The organism is Nocardioides sp. REDSEA-S30_B4 (assembly GCF_001627265.1).
Classification (GTDB): Bacteria; Actinomycetota; Actinomycetes; order Propionibacteriales; family Nocardioidaceae; genus Nocardioides.
The window spans coordinates 1-20,950 of sequence record NZ_LUPI01000033.1 but is presented as its reverse complement, the minus strand read 5'-3'; the positions used below and the strand labels follow the sequence as shown (position 1 = coordinate 20,950).

19 protein-coding genes are annotated in these 20,950 nt (G+C 67.1%); 3 read left to right on the top strand and 16 right to left on the bottom strand.

The features are described 5' to 3' along the window. Positions 1 to 10: 10 nt before the first annotated feature. The 11 genes from A6R01_RS08635 to A6R01_RS08585 form a co-directional block, all read right to left on the bottom strand. Positions 11 to 1,021: an ABC transporter ATP-binding protein gene (locus A6R01_RS08635; protein ID WP_292605039.1), complete on the bottom strand. Its 1,011-nt coding sequence runs from the start codon at positions 1,019 to 1,021 to the stop codon at positions 11 to 13. A 54-nt stretch (positions 1,022 to 1,075) separates the two neighbouring features. Next, the gene (locus tag A6R01_RS08630) at positions 1,076 to 1,543 is read right to left on the bottom strand and encodes a hypothetical protein (protein ID WP_180923658.1); all 468 of its coding nucleotides are present in this window, start codon (positions 1,541 to 1,543) and stop codon (positions 1,076 to 1,078) included. Positions 1,544 to 1,617: 74 nt separating this feature from the next. Next, positions 1,618 to 2,082 (bottom strand): hypothetical protein, encoded by a 465-nt coding sequence (locus tag A6R01_RS08625; protein ID WP_179616247.1) that lies wholly within the window; start codon positions 2,080 to 2,082, stop codon positions 1,618 to 1,620. A gap of 71 nt (positions 2,083 to 2,153) precedes the next feature. Then, positions 2,154 to 3,479 (bottom strand): MlaD family protein, encoded by a 1,326-nt coding sequence (locus A6R01_RS08620; RefSeq protein ID WP_179616246.1) that lies wholly within the window; start codon positions 3,477 to 3,479, stop codon positions 2,154 to 2,156. Then, positions 3,479 to 4,687 carry an MCE family protein gene (locus A6R01_RS08615; protein ID WP_179616245.1) on the bottom strand — a complete coding sequence of 403 codons (1,209 nt, stop codon included), beginning with the start codon at positions 4,685 to 4,687 and terminating at the stop codon, positions 3,479 to 3,481. The genes A6R01_RS08620 and A6R01_RS08615 overlap by 1 nt, the downstream gene beginning before the upstream one ends. A 35-nt stretch (positions 4,688 to 4,722) precedes the next feature. Continuing rightward, a complete protein-coding gene (locus tag A6R01_RS08610; RefSeq protein WP_179616244.1) occupies positions 4,723 to 5,931 on the bottom strand; it encodes an MCE family protein in 1,209 nt (402 codons plus the stop codon). Then, positions 5,928 to 6,581: an MCE family protein gene (locus A6R01_RS08605; RefSeq protein WP_292605038.1), complete on the bottom strand. Its 654-nt coding sequence runs from the start codon at positions 6,579 to 6,581 to the stop codon at positions 5,928 to 5,930. Before A6R01_RS08605 ends, A6R01_RS08610 begins: the two co-directional genes overlap by 4 nt. 255 nt (positions 6,582 to 6,836) lie before the next feature. After that, positions 6,837 to 7,880, bottom strand: coding sequence for an MCE family protein (locus tag A6R01_RS08600; RefSeq protein WP_292605037.1), 1,044 nt, complete (start codon positions 7,878 to 7,880; stop codon positions 6,837 to 6,839). A 1-nt stretch (position 7,881) separates the two neighbouring features. Next, entirely contained in the window at positions 7,882 to 9,051 is a 1,170-nt protein-coding gene (locus tag A6R01_RS08595; protein ID WP_292605062.1) for an MCE family protein, read from the bottom strand. 5 nt (positions 9,052 to 9,056) lie between these two features. Beyond that, positions 9,057 to 9,863 carry an ABC transporter permease gene (locus A6R01_RS08590; protein ID WP_292605036.1) on the bottom strand — a complete coding sequence of 269 codons (807 nt, stop codon included), beginning with the start codon at positions 9,861 to 9,863 and terminating at the stop codon, positions 9,057 to 9,059. 58 nt (positions 9,864 to 9,921) lie between these two features. After that, positions 9,922 to 10,707, bottom strand: a complete 786-nt coding sequence (locus tag A6R01_RS08585) for an ABC transporter permease (protein WP_179616239.1) — start codon at positions 10,705 to 10,707, stop codon at positions 9,922 to 9,924. A gap of 470 nt (positions 10,708 to 11,177) precedes the next feature. Here A6R01_RS08585 and A6R01_RS08580 point away from each other — a divergent pair, with 470 nt between their 5' ends. After that, the gene (locus A6R01_RS08580) at positions 11,178 to 12,323 is read left to right on the top strand and encodes a helix-turn-helix domain-containing protein (RefSeq protein WP_292605035.1); all 1,146 of its coding nucleotides are present in this window, start codon (positions 11,178 to 11,180) and stop codon (positions 12,321 to 12,323) included. Between the two features lie 243 nt (positions 12,324 to 12,566). Here the strand turns inward: A6R01_RS08580 and A6R01_RS08575 are convergent, their stop codons facing one another. The 4 genes from A6R01_RS08575 to A6R01_RS08560 all read right to left on the bottom strand — a co-directional run bounded on the left by A6R01_RS08575 (position 12,567) and on the right by A6R01_RS08560 (position 17,235). After that, complete coding sequence (locus A6R01_RS08575) at positions 12,567 to 14,195, bottom strand: fatty acid--CoA ligase (protein WP_292605034.1); 1,629 nt, start codon at positions 14,193 to 14,195, stop codon at positions 12,567 to 12,569. A 94-nt stretch (positions 14,196 to 14,289) separates the two neighbouring features. Then, positions 14,290 to 15,495: an FAD-dependent oxidoreductase gene (locus A6R01_RS08570; RefSeq protein ID WP_179616236.1), complete on the bottom strand. Its 1,206-nt coding sequence runs from the start codon at positions 15,493 to 15,495 to the stop codon at positions 14,290 to 14,292. Continuing rightward, the gene (locus A6R01_RS08565) at positions 15,492 to 16,892 is read right to left on the bottom strand and encodes a cytochrome P450 (RefSeq protein WP_179616235.1); all 1,401 of its coding nucleotides are present in this window, start codon (positions 16,890 to 16,892) and stop codon (positions 15,492 to 15,494) included. The genes A6R01_RS08570 and A6R01_RS08565 overlap by 4 nt, the downstream gene beginning before the upstream one ends. A 22-nt stretch (positions 16,893 to 16,914) precedes the next feature. Continuing rightward, a complete protein-coding gene (locus tag A6R01_RS08560; RefSeq protein ID WP_179616234.1) occupies positions 16,915 to 17,235 on the bottom strand; it encodes a 2Fe-2S iron-sulfur cluster-binding protein in 321 nt (106 codons plus the stop codon). 104 nt (positions 17,236 to 17,339) lie between these two features. Here A6R01_RS08560 and A6R01_RS08555 point away from each other — a divergent pair, with 104 nt between their 5' ends. Then, positions 17,340 to 18,392, top strand: coding sequence for an AraC family transcriptional regulator (locus tag A6R01_RS08555; protein WP_166191371.1), 1,053 nt, complete (start codon positions 17,340 to 17,342; stop codon positions 18,390 to 18,392). Positions 18,393 to 18,461: 69 nt separating this feature from the next. Here A6R01_RS08555 and A6R01_RS08550 read toward each other — a convergent pair whose 3' ends face one another. Beyond that, positions 18,462 to 19,760, bottom strand: a complete 1,299-nt coding sequence (locus tag A6R01_RS08550) for a cytochrome P450 (RefSeq protein WP_166191369.1) — start codon at positions 19,758 to 19,760, stop codon at positions 18,462 to 18,464. A 222-nt stretch (positions 19,761 to 19,982) separates the two neighbouring features. On the opposite strand from A6R01_RS08550, the gene A6R01_RS08545 reads away from it, so the two are divergent. Beyond that, complete coding sequence (locus tag A6R01_RS08545; RefSeq protein WP_166191367.1) at positions 19,983 to 20,528, top strand: TetR/AcrR family transcriptional regulator; 546 nt, start codon at positions 19,983 to 19,985, stop codon at positions 20,526 to 20,528. Positions 20,529 to 20,950 lie beyond the last annotated feature (422 nt).

The window sequence follows — 20,950 nt, the reverse complement described above, 5'->3', positions numbered from 1 at the left end:
CGCTGTGCTGTCACACGACGGCGGGCGTAGGCCGACCGCCGGTGCGTCGAGTGGCCTCCGCTGGAGTGCGAGGGTCTGAGGCCGTCGCCACCTCGCTGCCGAAGGAGCCCGGCGGCGGGGTCACGCCGTGCTCGCGGCACCAGGCGCCCGGCTCGCGCTGGGAGCGCCGGGGGATGCCGTTGGAGGGCTCGAGTTGCATCGGGATCGGCGGCAACGGCGGCAGCTCCTGGCCGACCTCGGCCGCCAACTCGTCGGCGTCCTTCTCCTCCGACATGCCGATCGGGCCGACGCGCTGGGCGTTGAGGAACTGACGCACCACCGGCTCCTCCGAGGCCAGCAGCATCTCGCGCGGGCCGAACATCGCCAGGTGCTTGTGGTAGAGCAGGCCGATGTTGTCGGGCACCGTGCGCGCGGTGTTGATGTCGTGGGTGACGATGAGGAACGTGGCGTCGATCTGGGCGTTGAGGTCGATGATCAGCTGGTTCAGGAACGCTGTGCGGACCGGGTCGAGGCCGGAGTCGGGCTCGTCGAAGAGCACGATCTCGGGGTCCAGCACCAGCGCTCGGGCCAGGCCGGCACGCTTGCGCATGCCGCCGGAGATCTCGCCGGGCAGCTTGTCCTCGGTCCCCAGCAGACCGGTCAGGTCCAGCTTCTCCATCACGATGGCGCGGATCTCCGACTCCGACTTCTTGGTGTGCTCACGCAGCGGGAAGGCGATGTTGTCGTAGAGGTTCATCGAGCCGAACATCGCACCGTCCTGGAACAGCACCCCGAACAGCTTGCGGATCTCGTAGAGCTCCTTCTCCGAGCACGTGGCCAGGTCGGTGCCCTCGATGATGATCGAGCCCTGGTCGGGCTTCAGCAGCCCGATGATGGTCTTGAGCAGCACCGACTTGCCGGTGCCGGAGGGACCCAGCATCACGCTGATCTCCCCAGCCGGGATCGTCAGCGAGACATCCCCCCAGATCAGCTGCTTGCCGAAAGACTTGCTCAGGTGCTCGACCTTGATCTCCACGCCCATGTCAGCGTTCTCCCATCGTTTCGGTGGTGGTGACGACCACCGGAGTGGCCACCGTCATCGGGTGTCGAGTCCTGCGACCAACCAGGCGGAGCCCACCCGACGCATGGTGACTTCGACCCTGCTTCCGCTGACGACTGGATCGGGCGAGCTTCGGCTCGTGGTGGACTGGGTCAGGAAGACGAGCACCACGACCTCCTCGTCGCTGTCGACCGAGACGACCCCAGCAGCGTTGACGTTCGCCTCGGTGATGATCCGACGCTGCGTCGCCGCGGTGCGCACGACCTCGTCGATGAGGTCGCCGTACTCGTCGGTGAAGGCACCGGTCGTCTGGTCCAACGCCGTGTCAAGGTCCTCCTCGAGCGTGGCGTAGCGATAGCTCAGCAGCAGCGGCACGCGCTCGCGGACGGCGGCCACAGCGTCACGGGCGGCGGAGTCGCGGTCCTCAAGCTGGTCGACGCGCCAGGCGGCCGCGCCCGCTGCGGTCGCGACCACCACAGCCAGCACCACGAGAAGCAGCTCCACTCGACGACGCGGCGGGCGGCCGGCACCCGGGGCGAGGGACAGTGAGGGGGCATCCCTCGTATGTGCGCGCGAGGTCATGCGACGAACCTCAATGCCGAGACCAACCACGAGTCCTCGACGCGCTGCAGCTCCACCTCGAGGCGGTAACTCCGCGGCTCGGGTTGCCGAGCACTGCGGTTGTCAACCGTGCCACGCGCCGCCACGATCACCGTGGCCTCCTCGTCCTCCAGACTCACCACGCCGGCCGAGACGACCTCGCCGGTCGCCTCCACCTCGTTCTCCACGACCTCCTGACGCAGGCGGTCGGCCTGCTCACGCAGGTCGTCCTGGAAAGTCGCTGTGGCCCCCTCGATCAGCTCCTCGAGATCCTCGTCCGTCGTACGAGCACTGATGGTGATCAGACCCACCACCTCGTCCCCGGCTGCCTCCACCACATCGGCGCGCGCCTGCTCGCGCCGCTCAGCGTCACGCCAGGCGAGGCCCCGCTCGACCGCGAGTGCGAGCGCGGCGACCAGGACTGCGCTCAGTAAGGTCCTCACGACGGCGGTGCGCCGCCCGCGAGGCCTGGAGTCCGCTGAGGGCGTGAGCTCCGAACCGTCCCGCTCTTCAGTCATCGCACGCTCACCGGGCCGAGGACGAGCGCCTGCCATCCCTGCTCGGCCGGCAGCTCCATGGAGGCGTCGCCACCGACGGTCACGCCGCGGCTCAGGTCACGTCGGCCCGAAGGGCCGGCGCCCTCCGGCCAGACCCCCTTCCCGAAGTCCAAGCCGCACGAGGAGGGCAGGGGTCCGCGCCCGCCTCCCTGGGGGCAGGGCAGCAACCGGGCCCCGCGCACGGACTTGGGGTCCGCCTCGGGCACCGTGCAGTGGGCCAGGAGGTCGACGTCACGGAACTGCGCGACCGAGGGATCGCGACGTTCCGACGCCGCCAGGTAGCCCTGTGAGCAGGCCGGCGGGTTGTTCACGTTGGCGCGCAGGTCGAGGTTGACGTCACCGAACTCTGCGCGCGGGTTGATGGCGGACTGCAGCCGCGCGACGGTCACCGGGTAGTACACCAGACCCTCCTGGATCTGCGGCAGGTAGGTGTTGAGCACCTCAGCGTTGGTCGTGAGGTTGGTGACCAGCAGAGGGAGCGTCGGCTGGAGGTCGTTCACCAACTCGGTGGCGGCTCGCAGCCCGGCCGGCCCCTGCGACAGCAGGGCGCGGAGGTCACGATCCCGCCCAGCGAGCTCGCTGGTGAAGGCCGCGAGGGACTGGGCATAGCTGAGGGTGGTCCCCCGCAGGGCTTGCTGGGTACCCAGGACCGGCTGGGCAGTCCTGATCAGGGACGTCGTGACAGCCAGTCGATCCTGCGCGGTGCGGAGGAGGCTGTCGGCGTTCTCGATCGTGCCGGCCAGGTCGGGACCGCTCCCGGCCAGACCCTGGTCGACCTGGTCGAGCACGCGACGGGTCCGCGCGCGGGGCACGGACGCGAGGAGGTCGTTGACGGACTCCAGCACCGGAGTGATCTGGGGCATCTCGACGGTCCGCTCCACCGGGATCACATCTCCCTCCCCCAACGAGGCGGAGTCCTCCCCGGCGTCCTCCCCGGGCGCGGGCACCAGGTCGACGTACTGCTCCCCGATGGCGGAGGTGCTGTGGAGCTCCGCGACCACGGTGGCCGGGATGTCATGCTCGTCGTCGATGCGCAGGTCAGCCACCGCGCCGCCGTCCCCCACCTCGAGGTCAGCCACTTCGCCGACCTGGACGCCTCGATAGGTGACGATGGCCTTCGGGTAGAGCCCGCTGGCGTCAGCGTATTCGGCGCGCACCTCGTACACGCCGACACCTAGCAGGGCCGGCACGCGGGCGTAGACCACCACGGCGAAGAACAGCGCCACGAGCGTGAGGACCGCGAAGATGCGGAGCTGTCGCTTGATCAGGGTCGTCAGGATCATCAGCAGTCACCCAGGAGTCCGAGCAGGCAGGCCCCGTCGCCCTCGCCGCGGCCATCGTCCGGTTCAACGGGGGGCTTCCCGTCGGCGCCCGACCCGCTGCCCCCCTCGGCGTCCTCGGCGCGCGGGCCTCCCTGACCACTGTTGCCGTTGCCTCCAGACTGCTGCAGGGGGTCAGTCAACGGATCCCCTGACTGGAGGGACGGGAGCTGACCAGTGCCGAGCAGCAGGTCGGCGAGGCTCTGGGCGCTGACGTCGATCGTGGCGAAGAGATTGGAGTAGTCGCCTCGAAGCGTCTTCTCCGTGGTCATGGCCGGGAAGGGGACCGTGATCGCGATCTTGAGCGCCTCGGGGAGTCGGGTCGCCGTCTTGCCGAGCTGACTGAGGATGGGCCCCAGGGAGTCGAGGTTGGCCAGGATCGCCTCCTGGCTGGCCTGGATCACACCGACAGCTCTCGTGCTGGCTCGCCCCGAGGTGGTGACGGCGTCCACCAGACGCGCCCGCTCCTGCTCCAACGCCTCCAGACCCGGACCCACCTCGTCGATGGCCCGCGCGATGACCTCGCGGTCGTCGGCAAGGCCCCGACTCAGGCTCTCGAGCGACTCCAGCGTGTTGATGATCTCTCCCTTGGTGTCATCGAGCACTGTCAACAGCTCGTTGGACCGCGTGACGAGGTCGCGGGCGTCCAGCTGCCGCTCGTCCAGCGCCGTGGTCAGCTCGCTGGTGATGGTGCTGATCTGCGAGAGGCCGCCGTTGTTGAGCAGCAGGGCTACGCCGGCGAGGACCTGCTCGGTGCCCGGAGCCTGGCCCGTGCGAGACAAGGGCACCTCGTCCCCGTCACCGAGCAGTCCCACGGGCGAGGCGGCGGCATCGACGGGCGGGGAGTCGATGTCGACGTACTGCGCGCCCAACAGCGTCTTCTGTCCGATGGTGAACCTGGCCCGGTCGCTGATCGGGACCGAGTCCAAGAGCCGGAGGTCGGCCACGGCGTGCCAGTCATCCACCCTGATGGCCGTCACCGTTCCCACGACGACGTCGTCCAGGAGCACCTGGGAGTTCGGGACGAGATTCTCCACGGCCTCGAAGCGCACGGTGACCCCGTAGCCGTCGGACCCGGTGGCCACCTGGCCGGGCAAGGTGTTCTCGTTCGGCTGGAGCGAGCATCCCGTGGCCAGGCAGGCGAGCAGCGTACCGGCGGCGGTCAGCCGCATGTGTGCGCCTCGTCGCCTGAGCATGGAGCGGGTCGTCATGGCGTGCCTCCGTTGGTGCCGGTGAGCAGACTTCCGAGGGTCTGCAAGAGGTCGATCTCGACGCCCGCCAGCCCGGGGATCGGGACGTCGTCACCGTCACCAGGCTCGCCCACGTTGATGCCCGGGACCAGGCCCTGGTCCAAGCTCTCCAGACCCAGAGCCTCGAGAATCGGACTGAGCACCTTGTCACACTGAGCTGCGGTGCCCCCCGCACCCAGGATCGCCCCGCACAGCAGCTGCGGAAGGCTGTCCAGCGCGCTGAGGGTGGCGCGCCCCTTCAGCGCGGATCCTTCGACGATGTTCGCCAGGTTGATGAGCGCGTTGGTGCCGAGGTGGAGGGACCCCGCCAGCGCGTCCGAGCGGTCGGCCAGGGCTGCCGAGAGCAGGTTCACCCGGCGGACCGCGGTCGAGATGCCCGCTCGGTTGGTGTCGAGGAAGTCGCGCGTGGTCCGCAGCGTCGCCGAAAGATCGCGTAGCACCGCGGTCAGCGTCAACCGGTTGCGCTCGAGGACCTCACCTACGGCGTCGATCTCTTCGGCGAACCCACGCACGGCCTGGTCGTTCACTGCCAGGGCACGTGTGAAAGTGTCGAGGTTAGCCACGGTGGTGAAGAGGTCGGAGCTGGGGTCAGACAGGGCCGCGGTAGCGTTTCGCAGCCCCGCGATGGCTCGTCGCAGCTCCAGGGCGTTGCCATTCGCCAGGCTCCCGTCCAGCGCGACGACAGCACGCCCCAGGGCGCCGCGATCGGCACCTTCCTGGGGTCCGAGTGCGCCGGTCAGGTCGGTCAGCTGCTGCTTGACGTCGTCGAAGGTGACGGGGACCGCGGTGCGTTCAACGCTGATCTCAGCACCGTCCGACAGCTGCGGGCCCCCGACGTAGGCGGGTTCCAGCTGGACGAACCGCCCACTGACCAGACTGGGCGAGACAATGGCCGCCCGTGCGTCGGCCGGGATCGGCTGGTCATCCTCGATGATGAGCTCCACCTCGACACCCGTCTCCGACGGGGTGATCTGGCTGACGGTGCCCACTGGGACGCCCAGCACTCGTACGTCGTCTCCGACGTAGAGCCCCTCGGCACTGGTGAAGGTCGCGTTGATCGTCGTGTCACCGCCACGGATGAGCGTCGCGGTCGATACCACGAGCAGGCCCAGGACGAGGAGGACGGCGAGGCGGCGCACGAGGCCGCGTTTGGAGATGTCGGTCACGGCAGGATTCCAGACAGGATGGGCGCCAAGGTGGCAGGGTCGGTGAGGTTCTGGATGTAGGCGTCGAACCACGGACCGGTCGACGCGGCGTCGCCGAACGCAGTGGCGTAGCCCCGCAGACCGACCAGGGTGTCCTGGATCGCCTTGCGGTTGCGGTTCAGGACCTCGACGATGCTGTTGAGCTGCCTCAGCGCGGGACCGATGACCTGGGTGTTCTCCTCCAGGACGCCCTGCAGCTGATCCGCGAGCATCTGGGCACTCTCCAGCAGCGCTTCGATGACACGCTGACGCGCGTCCAGCTCGGCGAAGAGCGATTCACCCGCGGTCAGCAGTGACGCGATCTCCTGGTCGCGATCGGCCAGGACGTCGGTGACCCGAGTGGCACGATCCAACAAGGTGGCCAGCTGCTCGTCGTTGGCAGCGATCGCACGGGAGATGTCGGTGATGCCGCGTAGGGCGGGGCCGACGGAGTCCCGCGAACCCTCGAGGACGCCCGAGGCCTGGTCGATGGCGCGCTGGAGGGCGGCCTTGTCGATCTCCCCGCTCTCGGTGGTGAGCCGATTGAGAGCGCTGGTGATGCTGTAGGGCGCATCGGTGCGCTCGACGGGGATCGTGTCCCCCGCCTCGAGTGCCCCGTCTCCGGCGGGCACGAGCTCGACCGCCGCACGCCCCAGGAGCGTGGTGGTGACGATGCGGGCCCCGTGATCGCACCTTGCCGACCTCGGCTCCGGAGACCATCACCGAGTCCCCCCCGCGCAGACCGCCCGCCTCAGCGAACCGGGCATGGATGACGTCGCTGTTGCCCACCAGGGGCAACCGGTTCAAGTTGAGGCTGGCCAGGACCACCAGCACGATCACCACCGTGCCCACAAGTCCGCGGCGAGCACGACCACGAAGCAAGCCATTCATGCCTGGCACCTCTCAGCATCGGAGTTGATCCAGGGCGTCAGGACCGGGGCACCGGCCACGACGTCGGTCTGGACCCGGACACCGCACAGGAAGAAGTTGAAGAAGTTGCCGTAGGAACCGGCGTTCTGCAGCTTGCGATAGTGACGGGGAAGCTGTTGCAGCACGGCGACCAGCTCCTCCTTCTCCAGGTTCAGACCGCGGGCCGCCACCGTCAGCGCACGCAGGTCGGGAGTGAGGTCGCCGCGGGCTCGGGCGAGCAGTCCCGATGCCTCACGGGCGAATCGATCGATCTTGTCGGCCGCGATCAGGATCTCGGTGTCCTGCTCGTCGAAGCGGGTCAGCACGATGTCGAGCGCGTCGATCACCTGCCCGAGCTCGTCGCGACGCCCATCCACGGTCTCCAGGACTTCGTTCAGGTTGCCGATCACCTGGGTGATCAGCTGCTCGCGCTGGGCGATCGCGGAGGTGAACGAGCCGACGCGGGTCGTCAACGTCTCGACGGCCGATTCCTGACCCTGCAGCACCTGCACCAGCTGCTGCGACAAATCGTTGACCTGGGCGGGGTTGAGGCCGGCGAACAGCGGCTTGAATCCGTTGAGCAGGGTGTCGAGGTCGAGCGCTGAGGCGGTGTTGGAGATCGAGATCATTCCTCCCGGTGACAGCTCGGCCGCACTGGCTCCGCCGGTCGTGGCCAGCTGAACGATCCGGTCGCCGATGAGGTTGCGGTACTCGATCGTGGCCGTGGTCGATTCGTCGAGGACGAGGGCGTCATCGACCTCGAAGGAGACGACGACCGTGCTGTCCGGCCGGACGTCGATGTCCGTCACCTCGCCAACCCTGACGCCCGCGGCCCGGACCTGGTCTCCCTGACGAAGACCCGACACGTCGGCGAAGGCGGCTCGGTAAGGCGCCGCTCCCCCGGAGCGGTACTCGCTGGTCACGGCACCCACCCAGAACGTCACGAGCGCGGCGACCACCAGGAAGGAGACGAGCCTGAGCAGATCGGCCCGCTCCCTGGCTCGCACTGGACTCGTCGCCACGTCAGCGACCCCCTATTCCCAAGATATCGAGCACGTCGGCGGAGCCAGGGGCTCCCTCGGATGACTGTGTGAACGGATTCACCCCGGTCGCGAAGGTCGGCTCATAGGTGAGCGACGCCTCCTCCGGCGTCACGTACGGCAGGCCGAAGCAGTTGGGACCCCGGTTCTCGCCCAGCAGCTTGAGGTCGGACGAGTACTGGTAGGGCTCCCGACCGCGGACCACGTGGGTGAAGGTGGTGATGCCCGGATTGATGCCTCCCACCGCGATCTCCGCGAGCTCGTTGCCCTGGGCCAGGCCCTCGATGAGACACGGCAGCTCCGGGGAGTACCGGGCCAGTGACCGGGTCACGGGATCGAGCAACCGCAAGGAGGTGCTGAGTCCCTGACCGCTGTCCCTCAACAGGGCATCGCCCTCGCTGCTGAAGGAGGTGAGGCTCAGCTCCAGGGCGCGCAGCGACGCCTGCTGCTCGACCACCGTCTCCAACGTCGTGGCCGCACCATCGAAGGTGGTGATGAGATCGTCCCGGGCCAGGTCGTACACCGCGGCCACGTCGTCGAGGCGCCGCAGGTCCTCGCTGAGGGCCGGGAGCGAGGGATTGAAGGACGTCAAGTAGTTATCGGTCAGGGTGATGAGCTCTCCCAGCATCTCACCACGCTGGTCCACAGTCCCCGCCACAGCGCTCAAGGCTTCGCTGACCTGGGCTGGGCGTGCAGCCTCGAGGACGGCGCTGAGATTGGTGAATGCCTCGTCCACTTCCACCGTGGTGGCGCTCGCCGGGATGACGTCGCCGGCTTCGATCGACTCCGAGCTCGCTCCCTCCGGGACAGTCAGCTGGACGTACTTGGCACCGAATGCGGTCGGCGGCACGAGTTGCGCGGTGACGTCGCGTGGCACGGAGTCGGCCTGGTCCGGCTCCAGCTCGAGGGTGATCTCGGCACGGTCGCCGTCGATATCGACGTCGCTCACGGCGCCGACCTCGACGCCGTACAGCTTCACCGGCGCCCCCGGCGCCATGGTGATCCCAGCGCGGTCCGCCTCGACCACGACGTCGACGCTGGGCCGGAAGACCCCGTTGTACTGCATGAGCGTTCCCACGACGACCGCCGCCAGCAGGACGATGATGGTCAGGCCGGACAGGAACTGCCGGTCGATCCCTCGAGCTTGCACCATGGTCTTCACCCCGCGATGTGGACCGACGGCCCGCCCCAGACGGCGAGCGCGAAGATCAGGTCGACGAACATGGTGGCGATCAGCGCAGAGCGGACCGCCCGCCCCACCGCCTGACCCACTCCAGCCGGCCCTCCACTGGCACGGAACCCGTGGAAGCAGCACACGGACACGATGACCAGCGCCATGATCAGGACCTTGATGCCGGCCAGGAAGAGGTCCGTGGGCACGAGGAAGGTGTCGAAGTAGTGCTCGTAGGTGCCGGACGCCTGGCCGTAACCGACCGTCACCACGAGCTCGGTGGCCAGCCAGCAGGACATCAGGGCGATCGTGAACAACGGCACGACGGCGATCAAGCCGGCGATGATGCGGGTGGTGACGAGGTACGGGATGGGAGGCACAGCCATGACCTCGATCGCGTCGATCTCCTCGCTGACCCGCATCGCTCCGATCTGGGCGGTGAAACCGGCGCCGACCGTGGCGGTGAGCGCGATGCCGGAGATGATGGGGGCGACCTCACGGGTGTTGAAGTACGCCGAGAAGAAGCCCGACAGCGCGGAGACCCCGATGTTGTCGAAAGAGGTGTAGGCCTGCAGCCCCACCTCGATTCCGGATGCGGCCGTCAGGAAGCCGATGACCAGCACGGTGCCGCCGATCAGGGCCAGGGCACCCGAGCCGAGGGACACCTCGGCGAGCAGCCGGATGATCTCCTTGGGGTAGCTTCGGATCGCGCGCGGCATCGCACGATAGGCCGAGGTGTGGAAGCCGAGCTGGTCGCCAAGATTTCGAAGCCCCTGGGCCGGTCGACTCGCCACGTGGCCCAGGCGCAGCGCTCGCTGCCTCGGACGCGGCGTGGTGGCGTGGACCGCCATGTCAGGCTCCCAACTTGATCTGGAGGAAGATGGCGCTGATCACGCTGTTGGCGGCGAACAGCAGCATGAAGGCGAAGACGACGGTCTGGTTGACGGCGTCTCCAACGCCCTTGGGGCCGCCCTTGGCATTCAGCCCGAGGTAGCACGCGGTCAGACCGGCCAACATGCCGAAGACAGCGGCCTTGATCTCGGAGGTGATGAAGTCCGCGAGACCGACGAGCAGGGTCAGGTCGGAGACGTACAGACCGGGCGTGGCTCCCTGGAGGACAACCGAGAAGATGTAGCCCCCCACGATGCCGACGACGGTCACCACTCCGTTCAGCGCGACGCCGACCAGCATGGAGGCAAGGACGCGCGGAACGACGAGTCGCTGGATGGGATCGATGCCGAGGGTCACCATGGCATCGATCTCGTCCCGGATCTTGCGCGAGCCGAGGTCGGCGCAGATCGCGGTGGCACCGGCGCCGGCCACCACCAGAACACTCACGATGGGTCCGATCTCACGGACCACCGCCACGGCCGCGCCCGCTCCAGCCAGGTCGACGGCGCCGATCTGGATCAGCAACTGGTTGACCTGGAAGATGATCACGACGCAGAAGGGGATGGCGACCAGGATGGCCGGCGCGAAGGAGACGGTCGTGAGGAACCATGCCTGGGAGACGAACTCGCGGAACTGGAAGCGACGGGTGAACATCTGCTTGAAGACATTGCCGGTGAACGAATAGAAGTCGCCGAACGTGCTCAGCGCCTGGACGAACACGCTCGAACTCATGGCCTCGTTGGCCATCTTTCGCGAGCTCGGCGTCAAGCCGGACGGTCCGGGCCGCTGGACCGCGTCCCGGGGGGTAGTCGCCGTCACCATCGTGCGACGCGGCCCGGGATGCTCTCAGCCCACGAAGGGTCGTCGAGACCGTGGGGCGACTGATGTAAGCCCACCGAACAACACCCCCGCTGAACTGGTAACACTCGAACAGCCCTCGGCGACGCTTCTGTCGCGGCAGGTCCACCCCGCATCCCCATGCGCTCACCCTTCCGATTCACGATGTGACCGCGATTACACAGAGAGGGCGGGGCGTATGTCTCGTCAATGATGCCCAACGCGTAACTAGTTCTTGTATCTTTGCACAATCATGGCGGTTCTTAAGCCGTCGACTCGACCACAGGAGCCAGATGCCGACACGTCCACTGCCGTGGGTCGAGGAATGGGTGACACTCTTTGTCCTCGAAGAGTCGAGCGCCAGCCAGGTTGAGGCTTGGGTGGAGCGCACCGCCTACACGATCCTGGAGGAGGTCCCGGAACTGGCTTCCCGACCCGGCCTGCCCGAGGGGATCGAAGCAGCGATCCGCGAACACTGGACCGGCTTCCTCGACCAACTGACGCAGCCGCAAACGGCCTTCGTCCTGGTTCCTACCGCCGTACACATCGCGCGCGAATCGGCACAGACGTCGCTCCCGCTCGAGACCCTCAATCGCGTATACCGCATCGCACAGCAGAGCACGTGGGGCTATGTCACAGATCTGATCGCCGAGATCGACGATGCCCGATCCGAGCGGACAGAACTGCTGATTTTCCTGTGGGAGCGAGCGTCCGACTGGATCGATCGCTCCATCAACGAGACCAGTCGGATCTACCACGAGGCGCGCCGTCGCATTGAGATCGGGCAGAACGCGCGCTGGATGGAAACGGTGTCACGGGTGCTGGACGGAGAGGCGCTGGACATCCGGCGACTCTCTGCCGAGCTGGGGGGATATCCCATGACGGGGTACCACACTGCCTTCATCCTGGCAGCCGGCGAGGAGCAGGATGCTGTCGAGTCGCTCGAGGAATCGTGCCGACATCTGGCGGCGGAGGCGGGGCTGCGGCCGCCGCTGGTAGTGCGTCCGGGCGGCCGTCAGGCCTGGATGTGGACTTCGACCAGTCGACAGCTGACCCCCGACGCGGAGCTGACGCTGTCCAACAGCCCTGTTGGCGATCTGCGTGTCCTTGTAGGGCCGAGTAGACCTGGGCTGGCTGGTTTCGCGTCCTCTCATCAACTGGCTCGGAGGACACTGGACATCGTGCATCCCGACAAGCGGGGCGTCTTCCTCCACGCTCATCACGAAGCCCTCGTGCTCCTCGGATGCAACGAGGAGGTGGACGACTTCATGCGGCGCACACTAGGCAACTTGGCCGGCCATGCGGTCCATGAGGTCAGCCTCCGGAAGACCGTCGCGAGGTATCTGGCTCTGGGCGGCAGCATCGATCGGACGGCAGCTGAACTCTCAGTGCACCGCAACACCATTCGCTACCGGCTCCAGAAGGCGACCACCCTCCTCGGCCGCGATCTGGGGCCGACGAGCAGCGAGGTGGCCCTCGCCTTGCGCCACTTGGAACTGAGCCACAATGGGCAGTTGGCGCCGTGACCGGGATTATCGTCACGGCCAACCGAGTCATGGCCCTCCGGGGTGCCTGCGCTCATGGGCTTCACTCACGCGGCCTCCAGGACAGCAGCGATGAGTAGACCCGGGGCAGACCGTGGTCGTGGCTGCTTGGTGTTGACGGCAGTGCTAGCGCCCTGATCTGTCGCCGAGACCCTTGCTGCGTGAGTGGGGACGGCCGCCCGCGCATTCACGTTCGCGTAGATCTCGCCGCCAAGGGGGTGCAGTTCAGATATCCACGACCGTGAGGGCGCCGGCTGCGTGCTGGGCACGGAGCACCTTCTTGTCGAACTTACCAACCGAGGTCTTGGGGACCTCGGGCACGAAGCACCACCGCTCGGGCAGCCACCACTTGGCCACCTTGCCGTCCAGGAAGTCCCTCAGCTGCGAGGGGGTCACGTCGGCGCCCTCCCGCGTCACGATCACCGCGAGAGGGCGCTCCTGCCACTTCTCGTCCGGCACACCGATGACTGTTGCCTCCAGCACGGCGGGGTGACCGGCGAGCAGCAGCTCGAGCTCCACCGACGAGATCCACTCCCCGCCTGACTTGATGACGTCCTTGGTGCGGTCGGTCAGGGTGATGAAGCTGCGATCGTCCATGCGACCGACGTCCCCGGTCCGCAGCCACCCGTTGTCGAACTTGTCCGTCTCCTCACCGCCGACGTACGCCCCGGTGATCCACGGACCGCGCACCTGGATCTCCCCGACCGACTCACCGTCGTGCGGTACCTCGTTGCCCTCGTCGTCCACCAGCCGCAGCTCGACGCCCGCGACGGGCCTGCCCTGGGAGGCGCGCAGCGTCCAGTGCTCCTCTTCGCTCACCGACGCCGGAGGCCGGGCGATGGCAGCCAGCGGCGAGGTCTCGGTCATCCCCCATGCCTGCACGATCTGCACGCCGTACTTCTCCTGGAAGATCTGCATCAGGTGCAGCGGCACAGCCGACCCCCCGCACGCCACCAGCCCCAGCGAGGAGATGTCAGACCCGGGGTTGGCCTCGAGGTAGTGGAGCACGTCGTTCCAGATCGTCGGCACCGCGCCGGCGATCGTGGGGCGCTCGCTGGCGATGAGGCGGACCAACGGCTCCGCCTGGAGGAACCTGTCAGGCATGACCAGATCCGCTCCAGCGATCAGCGCTGCGTAGACCAGACCCCAGGCGTTGGCGTGGAACATCGGGACGATTGCCAGGATCGCGTCGTCACCGGTAACACTCAGCCCGTCGGCGGCACATGCCGCCATCGAGTGCAGGTACGTCGAGCGGTGGCTGTAGGCAACGCCCTTGGGGTTGCCCGTCGTGCCAGAGGTGTAGCACATGGCCGCGGCCGAGAACTCGTCGAGCTCCGGCCAGTCGAACGTCTCCGGCCGGCCGGCGATGAACTCCTCGTAGGCCACCACGTTGAGGCCCTCACGCTGCAGTGGCGCCAGGTCGACGGCGCCCGTCACCACGACCGTGCGCACTCCGGCGAGGTGCGGCAGGACCGCCCCCAGAAGGGGAGCCAGCGTGCCGTCGACGATGACCACCCGGTCGTCGGCATGGTTGGCGATGTAGATCAGCTGCTCAGGGGTCAAGCGGGGATTGAGAGTGTGCAGGACCGCGCCCATCGAGGGCACTGCACAGTACGCCTCGACGTGCTCCTGGTTGTTCCACATCAGGGTCGCCACCCGCTCGTCGCCCGTGACGCCGCAGTCGCGCAGGGCTTGAGCCAGCTGCGCCGAGCGGCGAGCGACGTCCGCGAAGGTGCCGACCTTGACCGAGCCGTCCGGCTGCATCGTCCGGACACGGGCCGTGGGGTGCACGCGCGAACCGTGCCGCAGGATAGCGGCGGTGGTGAGGGGGACGTTCATCATGGTGCTCTGCATGGGGGTTCCTTGGGTATCGAAGCTGTTCGGGGGCAGGGACGCGGCCGGTCGGCCAGCGCGTCGGGTGGACCCGGAAGACGGGGGACAGGGGTCGTCAGGATGCGGCCGCGGCAGATTCGAGCTGGGCTCGGTCGACCCCGAGGCCCTGGCTGATCAGCTGCTTGGCCTTCAGGAAGTCCCGCGGTCGGTTCACGCAGTCCGCGGCCAGTAGCCGTCCCTGCTGGAGGTAGTAGCAGGTGAAGTCGCGATCTCGAGAGGGGTCGCCGCTCAGCACAAGCTCGTCGTAGCCGAGATTCAACCCCGCGATCTGCAGCTTGAGGTCGTACTGGTCGGACCAGAACCAAGGCAGCGCTGCGATCGGCCTCTCCTTGCCGCACAGTGTCGCGGCGGCCGTCTTCGCCTGCTCCCCGGCGCTGGGCACGGACTCCAACCTCACGAGGCGGTCGTAGCGAGCCATCCGGTGACTGGCACAGTCGCCGGCGGCGACAATGCGGGGGTCGCTGGTGCGAGCCAGGTCGTCGATCACGATCCCGTTCTCGACGTACAGGCCAGCCTCGGCTGCCAGCTCGGTGTTGGGAACCAAGCCCACCCCGACGACGACGAGATCGGCCGGGATCCGCTCACCACCCCGCAGGACCACCTCACGCACGCGTTGGTCGCCGGCCATGGCGCTGACCTGGGCGCCCGTCCGGATCACGACGCCGGCGTCGCGGTGGACCCGCTCGTAGAACGCCGAGACCTCGGGTGCTGTGACCCGCTCGAGCACGCGCTCGGCGGCCTCCAGGACTGTCACGTCCAGGCCGAGAGCGCGCAGGGACGCGGCTGTCTCCAAGCCGACGTACCCGCCGCCCACGATGACGGCGTGGCTGCCGGAAGCCGCCAAGGCCCGGATCGACTCGACGTCTGCGAAGGTCCGAAGGTAGAACACCCCGGGCAGGTCGATACCGGACACGTCCAGGGTGCGCACCCGGCCACCCGTGCACAGGGCGAGATGGGTGTAGCCCATCGTGGTGCCGTCGTTCAGCCCCACCTGCTGCGCGGCACGATCGACCTGCGTGACCGTCGACTGCACCAGGCGGATGTCGTGCTTGGCGTAGAACTCCGCCTTGCGCAGAGCGAGGTCTTGCAGGCTGCTCGTGCCGGCGAGGTAGGCCTTGGAGAGGGGAGGACGGTGGTAGGGCAGCGCTGGCTCGTCGCCGACCACGACGACCTCTCCTGACCAGCCCTGCTGCCGCAGGCCGGCGGCCACCTGGACACCGGCGTGGCTGGCGCCAACGACCAGCGCCCTCCCCTCGGTCACGCCTGGGTCTTCGGCGTCAGGGTGACCATCAGCCTGCTGATGCCGCGCACGAAGTTGGACTGGACGTACTCAGGCTCTTCGACGACCTCGATCTTCTCGAAGCGCGGCAGCAGCTCCTCCCAGAGGATCTTGAGCTGCATCTCCGCCAGCCGGTTGCCCATGCAGCGGTGGACTCCGAAGCCGAAGGAGATGTGGTTGCGTGCGTTGCTGCGGTCGATGATCAGGTCGTCGGGCCGGTCGAAGACTCGCTCGTCACGGTTGCCCGAGGCGTACCACATGACGACCTTGTCGCCCTTGCGGATGAACTGTCCGTTGAGCACCGTGTCCTTCTTGGCGACCCGCCGCATGTAGGCCAGAGGTGTCTGCCACCGGATGATCTCCGAGACCGCATTGGGGATGAGGTCCGGGTTGGCCTTGAGCTTCTCGAACTGGTCCGGGAACCGGTTCATGGCGAGGATCCCACCGCTCATGGAGTTCCGCGTCGTGTCGTTGCCACCCACGATGAGCAGGACGAGGTTGCCCAGGAACTCCATGGGACGATCGATGAGGTCCTTGGTGTCCTCGTTGCGCTGCAGCATCGTGATCAGGTCGAAGCCAGGCTCTTCTCCCCCCGCCAGCCGCGCCTCCTTGTCGCGCCACAGAGCACTCAGCCCCTGCGCTGCGTCGACGAATCCGCGGAACACCTCGTCGTTGTCCGAGGGGCCGCCGTTGGCCTGCTCCATGGAGCTGGCCAGGTCCGACCACTCGACGAGCTTGCGGCGCTGCTCGTAGGGGAAGTCCAGCAGTGTCGCCAACATCCGCGCAGTCAGCTCGATGGAGACGCGGTCGACCCAGTTGAAGGGCTCACCGATCGGGAGGTCGTCCAGCACCTCTTGGACCCGCGAGCGGATCAGGCTCTCCATCTCGCGCAGGTTCTTCGGAGCCACGACGCCCTGGACGGCGGCGCGCTGCCGGTCGTGCTTGGGCGGGTCCATGGCGATGAACATGGCGACATCCATGAACCGCGGCGGCTCGCCGATGATGATGAACGGCTCAGCCGAGAACGTCTCATGGTCCTTGTCGACCGCGATGATGTCAGCGTGGCGGGTGACCGACCAGAAGGGACCGAACGGGCTGTTGGCCTGGAAGTGGACGGGAGCCTCGTTGCGCACCCGCTCGAAGTACGACTGCCACTTGCCCTGCCGATAGAGGAACGGGTTGCTCAGGTCGATGTCGACCAGGGCAACCTCCTCCACGGGGGGGATCGGCTTCTCGACGAAGATCTTCTGCCCGTTGGTACGGGTCACGAAGCGACGCGCCCGGTCGTACAGGTGCGCCCCGCGGATCTGCATGCTCATGGGGACGATGGACTGAGCTCGCTCGGTCATGGCGTCGGTCACGGTGGTCAGGGTCGTCATGGTGCGATGTTCCTCTCGACAGTCACAGCTGGAACTCGGGGAGCCGGACGACGAGGCCGTCCAGGCTGTCGCTCAACCGCATCTGGCACGACAACCGGGAATTCGGCTCGCGCTCGGGGTTCATGGCGAGCATCTCTTCCTCCACGGGACCCGAACGGCCGACCTGGTCGATCCATCCGTCCTCGACGACCACGTGGCACGTACCGCAGGCGGCTTCGCCGCCGCAGTCCCCGTCGATTCCAGGAACCATGTTGTCGACGGCGACCTGCATCAGCGAGACACCCTCTTCCAGCGGTGTCTCGTGCTTCTCCCCGTCGTGGGAGATGAAGGTGACAACGGACATGAAGAAACTCCTTGGTAGACCGGCCCTCAATCCTGTGTCTCCCCGTCAGGCTGTGGCTATGGTCACCTACGTCAATATATTGTGATTTCGGCTCAGGAGGTGCAGTGAGAGTTCCCGAACCCGGCGTGCCTCCGCTGGCGTTCGTCCAGCTCCTCAACAGCGACGCGCTTGAGCCCAGCGCCGTCGCGCACTTCCGTCGGATCATCGAACTCCAGGGCACTTCGGAGGTCGAACTGGTACAGCGCGACCGGCAAGTGCCCATCCGATGGTTCCGCGAGGTCTACCCGGACCTCGACCCCGACGGTGCTACCTACCTCGGGCTCGCTTTCGCCGAGAAGGCCCAGCTGACCTCGTTCGGCCCGCTGAGCCTGCCCTTGGTCAGCGCTGGCTCGGTGGACGAGATCTTCCAGTTGCTGGGGTATCTGCCCGTGATCTCCGGCGCTCTTCGCCCTCACTTCCACCCGGGCGAGCACGGCTTGACAGTGGGGCTGAGCGGTCAGACCGGCGATCCCGATCTCGACTGCCTGGTCATCACCTACGGTGGTGCGGCGCTGCTTCGACTACTCGACCTGCTGGCCGGCCCGCTACCAGGGGTGACGTTGCAGCTGGCATGGCCTGCCCCCGGAGTTGTGGAGACTCGCACCGACCTGATGAGCGAACGGTTGGACTTCGACGCGCACACGTCCTTCATCGACGTGCCGGCCGAGGCCCTTCGTGTCCGCTGCCGGTTCCCGGACCCGGTCGCCTACGGCTTGGCCATCGCCGAGCTGCGCCGCATGCTCGACCGCAGTACCAGTGCCACCAGCGTGACGGAGCGGGTGCGACGACTGCTCGAGCAGGACCCAGGACGGTCGAGCAGCCGGGACATCGCCGCACTCCTCGACGTCTCCACCAGCACCATGAAGAGACGGCTCGAGGACGAGGGCACGACATTCCGTCAGGTCCGACAGTCCCTGCTGCGCGAGAGAGCCATCGTGCTGCTTCTCGACCACTCCCTGACGATCAGTCAGATCGCGGTCGATCTCGGCTATGGCGATCCTGGGAACTTCTCCCACGCCTTCAAGCGCTGGACCGGGCAGTCGCCGAGCGAGTTCCGCAACGTGGGGCGCCTCGGACCAGGGGGGTCGGCCGTCCTGAGCGGGAGCGGCCGCCCTTAGCTCGGCGCACTCGGCGCCACGTCTACGACCGGAGCGGGCTATCCGCGAAGCGGCGACAGGCGAGGCGCATCACGTGGTGACCAGTCGAACGGGGAGTCTGGTGGGCCCGCGCAACGAGCTGTTGGTCGACCATGTCGGGTCACCGGACAGCTCGATCCTCGAGACGCGACCGAGGAGCTCGGTGAGCACGACATGGGCCTCCATCCGAGCGAGCGGTGCTCCGACGCACAGGTGTGCGCCGTGCCCGAACCCGACGTGCATCCTGGGGTTGCGGTCAGCCCGATAGGTGTCGGGCTCCTCGAACGCCTCGGGGTCCCGATTCGCAGCACCGAAGGACAGCAACACCCTGGACCCTCGCGGGATGGTGACACCGGCGATGTCGTAGTCAGCGCGCGTGTAGCGGTACAGATTCTGGATGGGGCTGGAGAACCGCAGGTGTTCCTCGATCGCCATCGGGACCAGACCAGGATCCTGTCGAACGCGGTCGTACTCCTCCGGATTGCGAGCAAACGTCTCGAACATCCCGCCCAGCAGGTTCGTCGTGGTCTCGTTACCAGCCACGAGGAGCAGCATCGCGATCATGAACAGGTCGTTGCCGGTGAGAGCACCGTTCTCACTGTGGTTCATGAGTCGACCGAGAGCCGAGTCAGACTCCCGAATCCTCCCAGCGTCGAACTGCTCGGTGAAGTACCGCCGCAGGGACGCCAGGCCTGTCGCGGCATCTCGTGCGTGCCGGATGCCCAGCGGCGTCGCATTCGCGTCCATGATGCGCACCGTCGTCTCCGACCATCGGCGGAAGTCGTCGAAGTCGCCATCGGAGACACCCATGATGTGAGCGATCAGGCTCATCGGTAGCGGAGTGGCCAGTGTCGTCATCACGTCCGAGCCGGGAGCACGCACGAGTTCGTCGACCATCTCGGAGGCCAGCTTCTCCGCCATCGCGCGCCAGGAGGCCATCGCACCTGTGGTGAACATGGGCTGTATCTGCTTGCGTAGCCGGGCGTGCTCCTCGCCGTCAGTGAGGACGACGAGCGGCGCCTGGATCCGTAACCGGGTGACCCCCTGACTGCTGGTCACCTTGTCGGTGGCTCTCAGTGTGGCGCGGACGTCGTCGAGGCGCGAGAGGACCCACATGGCCCGACGCGGGTTGTAGTGCACCCGCCCCGTCTCATGAAGGCGTCGATACGCCGCATGCGGCTGGGCCGCCGTCCGTGGATCCAAGGGATCGTAGTCGGTATTGACCGCCCCCACCCAGCCGCGACGGCCGCGGATCACGGTGCGCGCGGCACCCTCGAAGTTCAGCCATGCTGCAGTGCCGACCACCTTGAACAGGTCAGGGGCACCGTCTGTGCGTGTGCGGGTTGTCATCACGATCCTCCGTCTCAGGAGCAATCCTCAACCGCGGAGACGTGCACCCACAAGGCCTCTTGAATGACTGAGACGCCTGGCGGGGACGAGTCATCGGGAGGCCGTCTCAGACCAAGCGCGCCGCCTCTTGGAGGCCACCAGGCCGCCCGGGACCGGGGTCTTCGCTAGCCTTACAATCGTCTCACCGTGAGACTAAATCGCTCAGTAACGTCAGGGTACAAAATGCCAGATTCCGACGCATGGCTCATTCCTGGCAGTCGAAGGGAAGCCGCCCTGGAACGCATCTACGCAGCCGGCAGCGACGTCCTGCGCGAGCGCGGTCCCAAGACGTTCAGCTTGGAAGAGGTCGCCCGCAGAGCAGGGTGCTCACGCGCGACCGTCTACCGGTTCGTGGGCAACAAGCGCAGCCTTGTGGACACACTGGTAGGCCTAGCCGCGACTACCGTGGTCGAACAGGTGCGAACGCAGACTCGCGGGATGCAGGGCAAACAACTGGTCATCGAGTCGATCCTTGCCGGAGTCCAAGCGATTCGCAGCGACCGCACCCTGGCTGAGTTCGTCAAGTCACCCCCGGCTTTCGACGACACCTACTTCACCCACTCCGAAATGCTGAACCGTCTCGCTGCGTCTCTGATGGACCTCGGCGAAGAACACGATCTCGGCGCCGAATGGCTCATTCGAGTCGTACTCAGCATGATCACTTGGCCCGTGGACGACCCCACCACCGAGCGAGAACTGATCGAACGCTACGTAGGTGCCGCCTTCTGATGGCGGACACCCTGTTCGAACTAGATTCGCGCCTCGGGGTGCAACCATCGATGACGACGCCAACCCGGCGCCGCCCGAGAAGGAACCGCCCTCCGTTACAAGCGTGGTACAAGTAACCAAGATCTCCTAGAGTCTGCGCAGGTCAGCATGGGTCAGTCAGTCACTACTACGACATTTAGTCACGTGTGCACGTAGGGCTCGACCTCAACAGGTTCGAGTACGAGGGCTCCGGCGTCGCCGGAGCCCTCGTCGCATCCCGGGCACGGCGAGAGGTACAGGCGCCGGCACTCCCCCGCGGCCGCTTCCCTTGTGCACGCCCATGTCTCCCCTCTGTGTCAAGACACGGCTGGCAGGGGCGTTCTAGGCTGGGGCGTGACGGGCCCCGGAGTGGCCGATCCGAAGAGCCGGTGTTGAGGTTGGGA

Coding starts and splice junctions, on each gene's coding strand:
- A6R01_RS08635 (WP_292605039.1), bottom strand. CDS start 1,021: ATGGGCGTGGAGATCAAGGTCGAGCACCTGAGCAAGTCTTTCGGCAAG.
- A6R01_RS08620 (WP_179616246.1), bottom strand. CDS start 3,479: ATGATCCTGACGACCCTGATCAAGCGACAGCTCCGCATCTTCGCGGTC.
- A6R01_RS08615 (WP_179616245.1), bottom strand. CDS start 4,687: ATGCGGCTGACCGCCGCCGGTACGCTGCTCGCCTGCCTGGCCACGGGA.
- A6R01_RS08595 (WP_292605062.1), bottom strand. CDS start 9,051: ATGGTGCAAGCTCGAGGGATCGACCGGCAGTTCCTGTCCGGCCTGACC.
- A6R01_RS08585 (WP_179616239.1), bottom strand. CDS start 10,707: ATGGCCAACGAGGCCATGAGTTCGAGCGTGTTCGTCCAGGCGCTGAGC.
- A6R01_RS08575 (WP_292605034.1), bottom strand. CDS start 14,195: ATGCAGAGCACCATGATGAACGTCCCCCTCACCACCGCCGCTATCCTG.
- A6R01_RS08565 (WP_179616235.1), bottom strand. CDS start 16,892: ATGACGACCCTGACCACCGTGACCGACGCCATGACCGAGCGAGCTCAG.
- A6R01_RS08560 (WP_179616234.1), bottom strand. CDS start 17,235: ATGTCCGTTGTCACCTTCATCTCCCACGACGGGGAGAAGCACGAGACA.
- A6R01_RS08550 (WP_166191369.1), bottom strand. CDS start 19,760: ATGACAACCCGCACACGCACAGACGGTGCCCCTGACCTGTTCAAGGTG.
- A6R01_RS08545 (WP_166191367.1), top strand. CDS start 19,983: ATGCCAGATTCCGACGCATGGCTCATTCCTGGCAGTCGAAGGGAAGCC.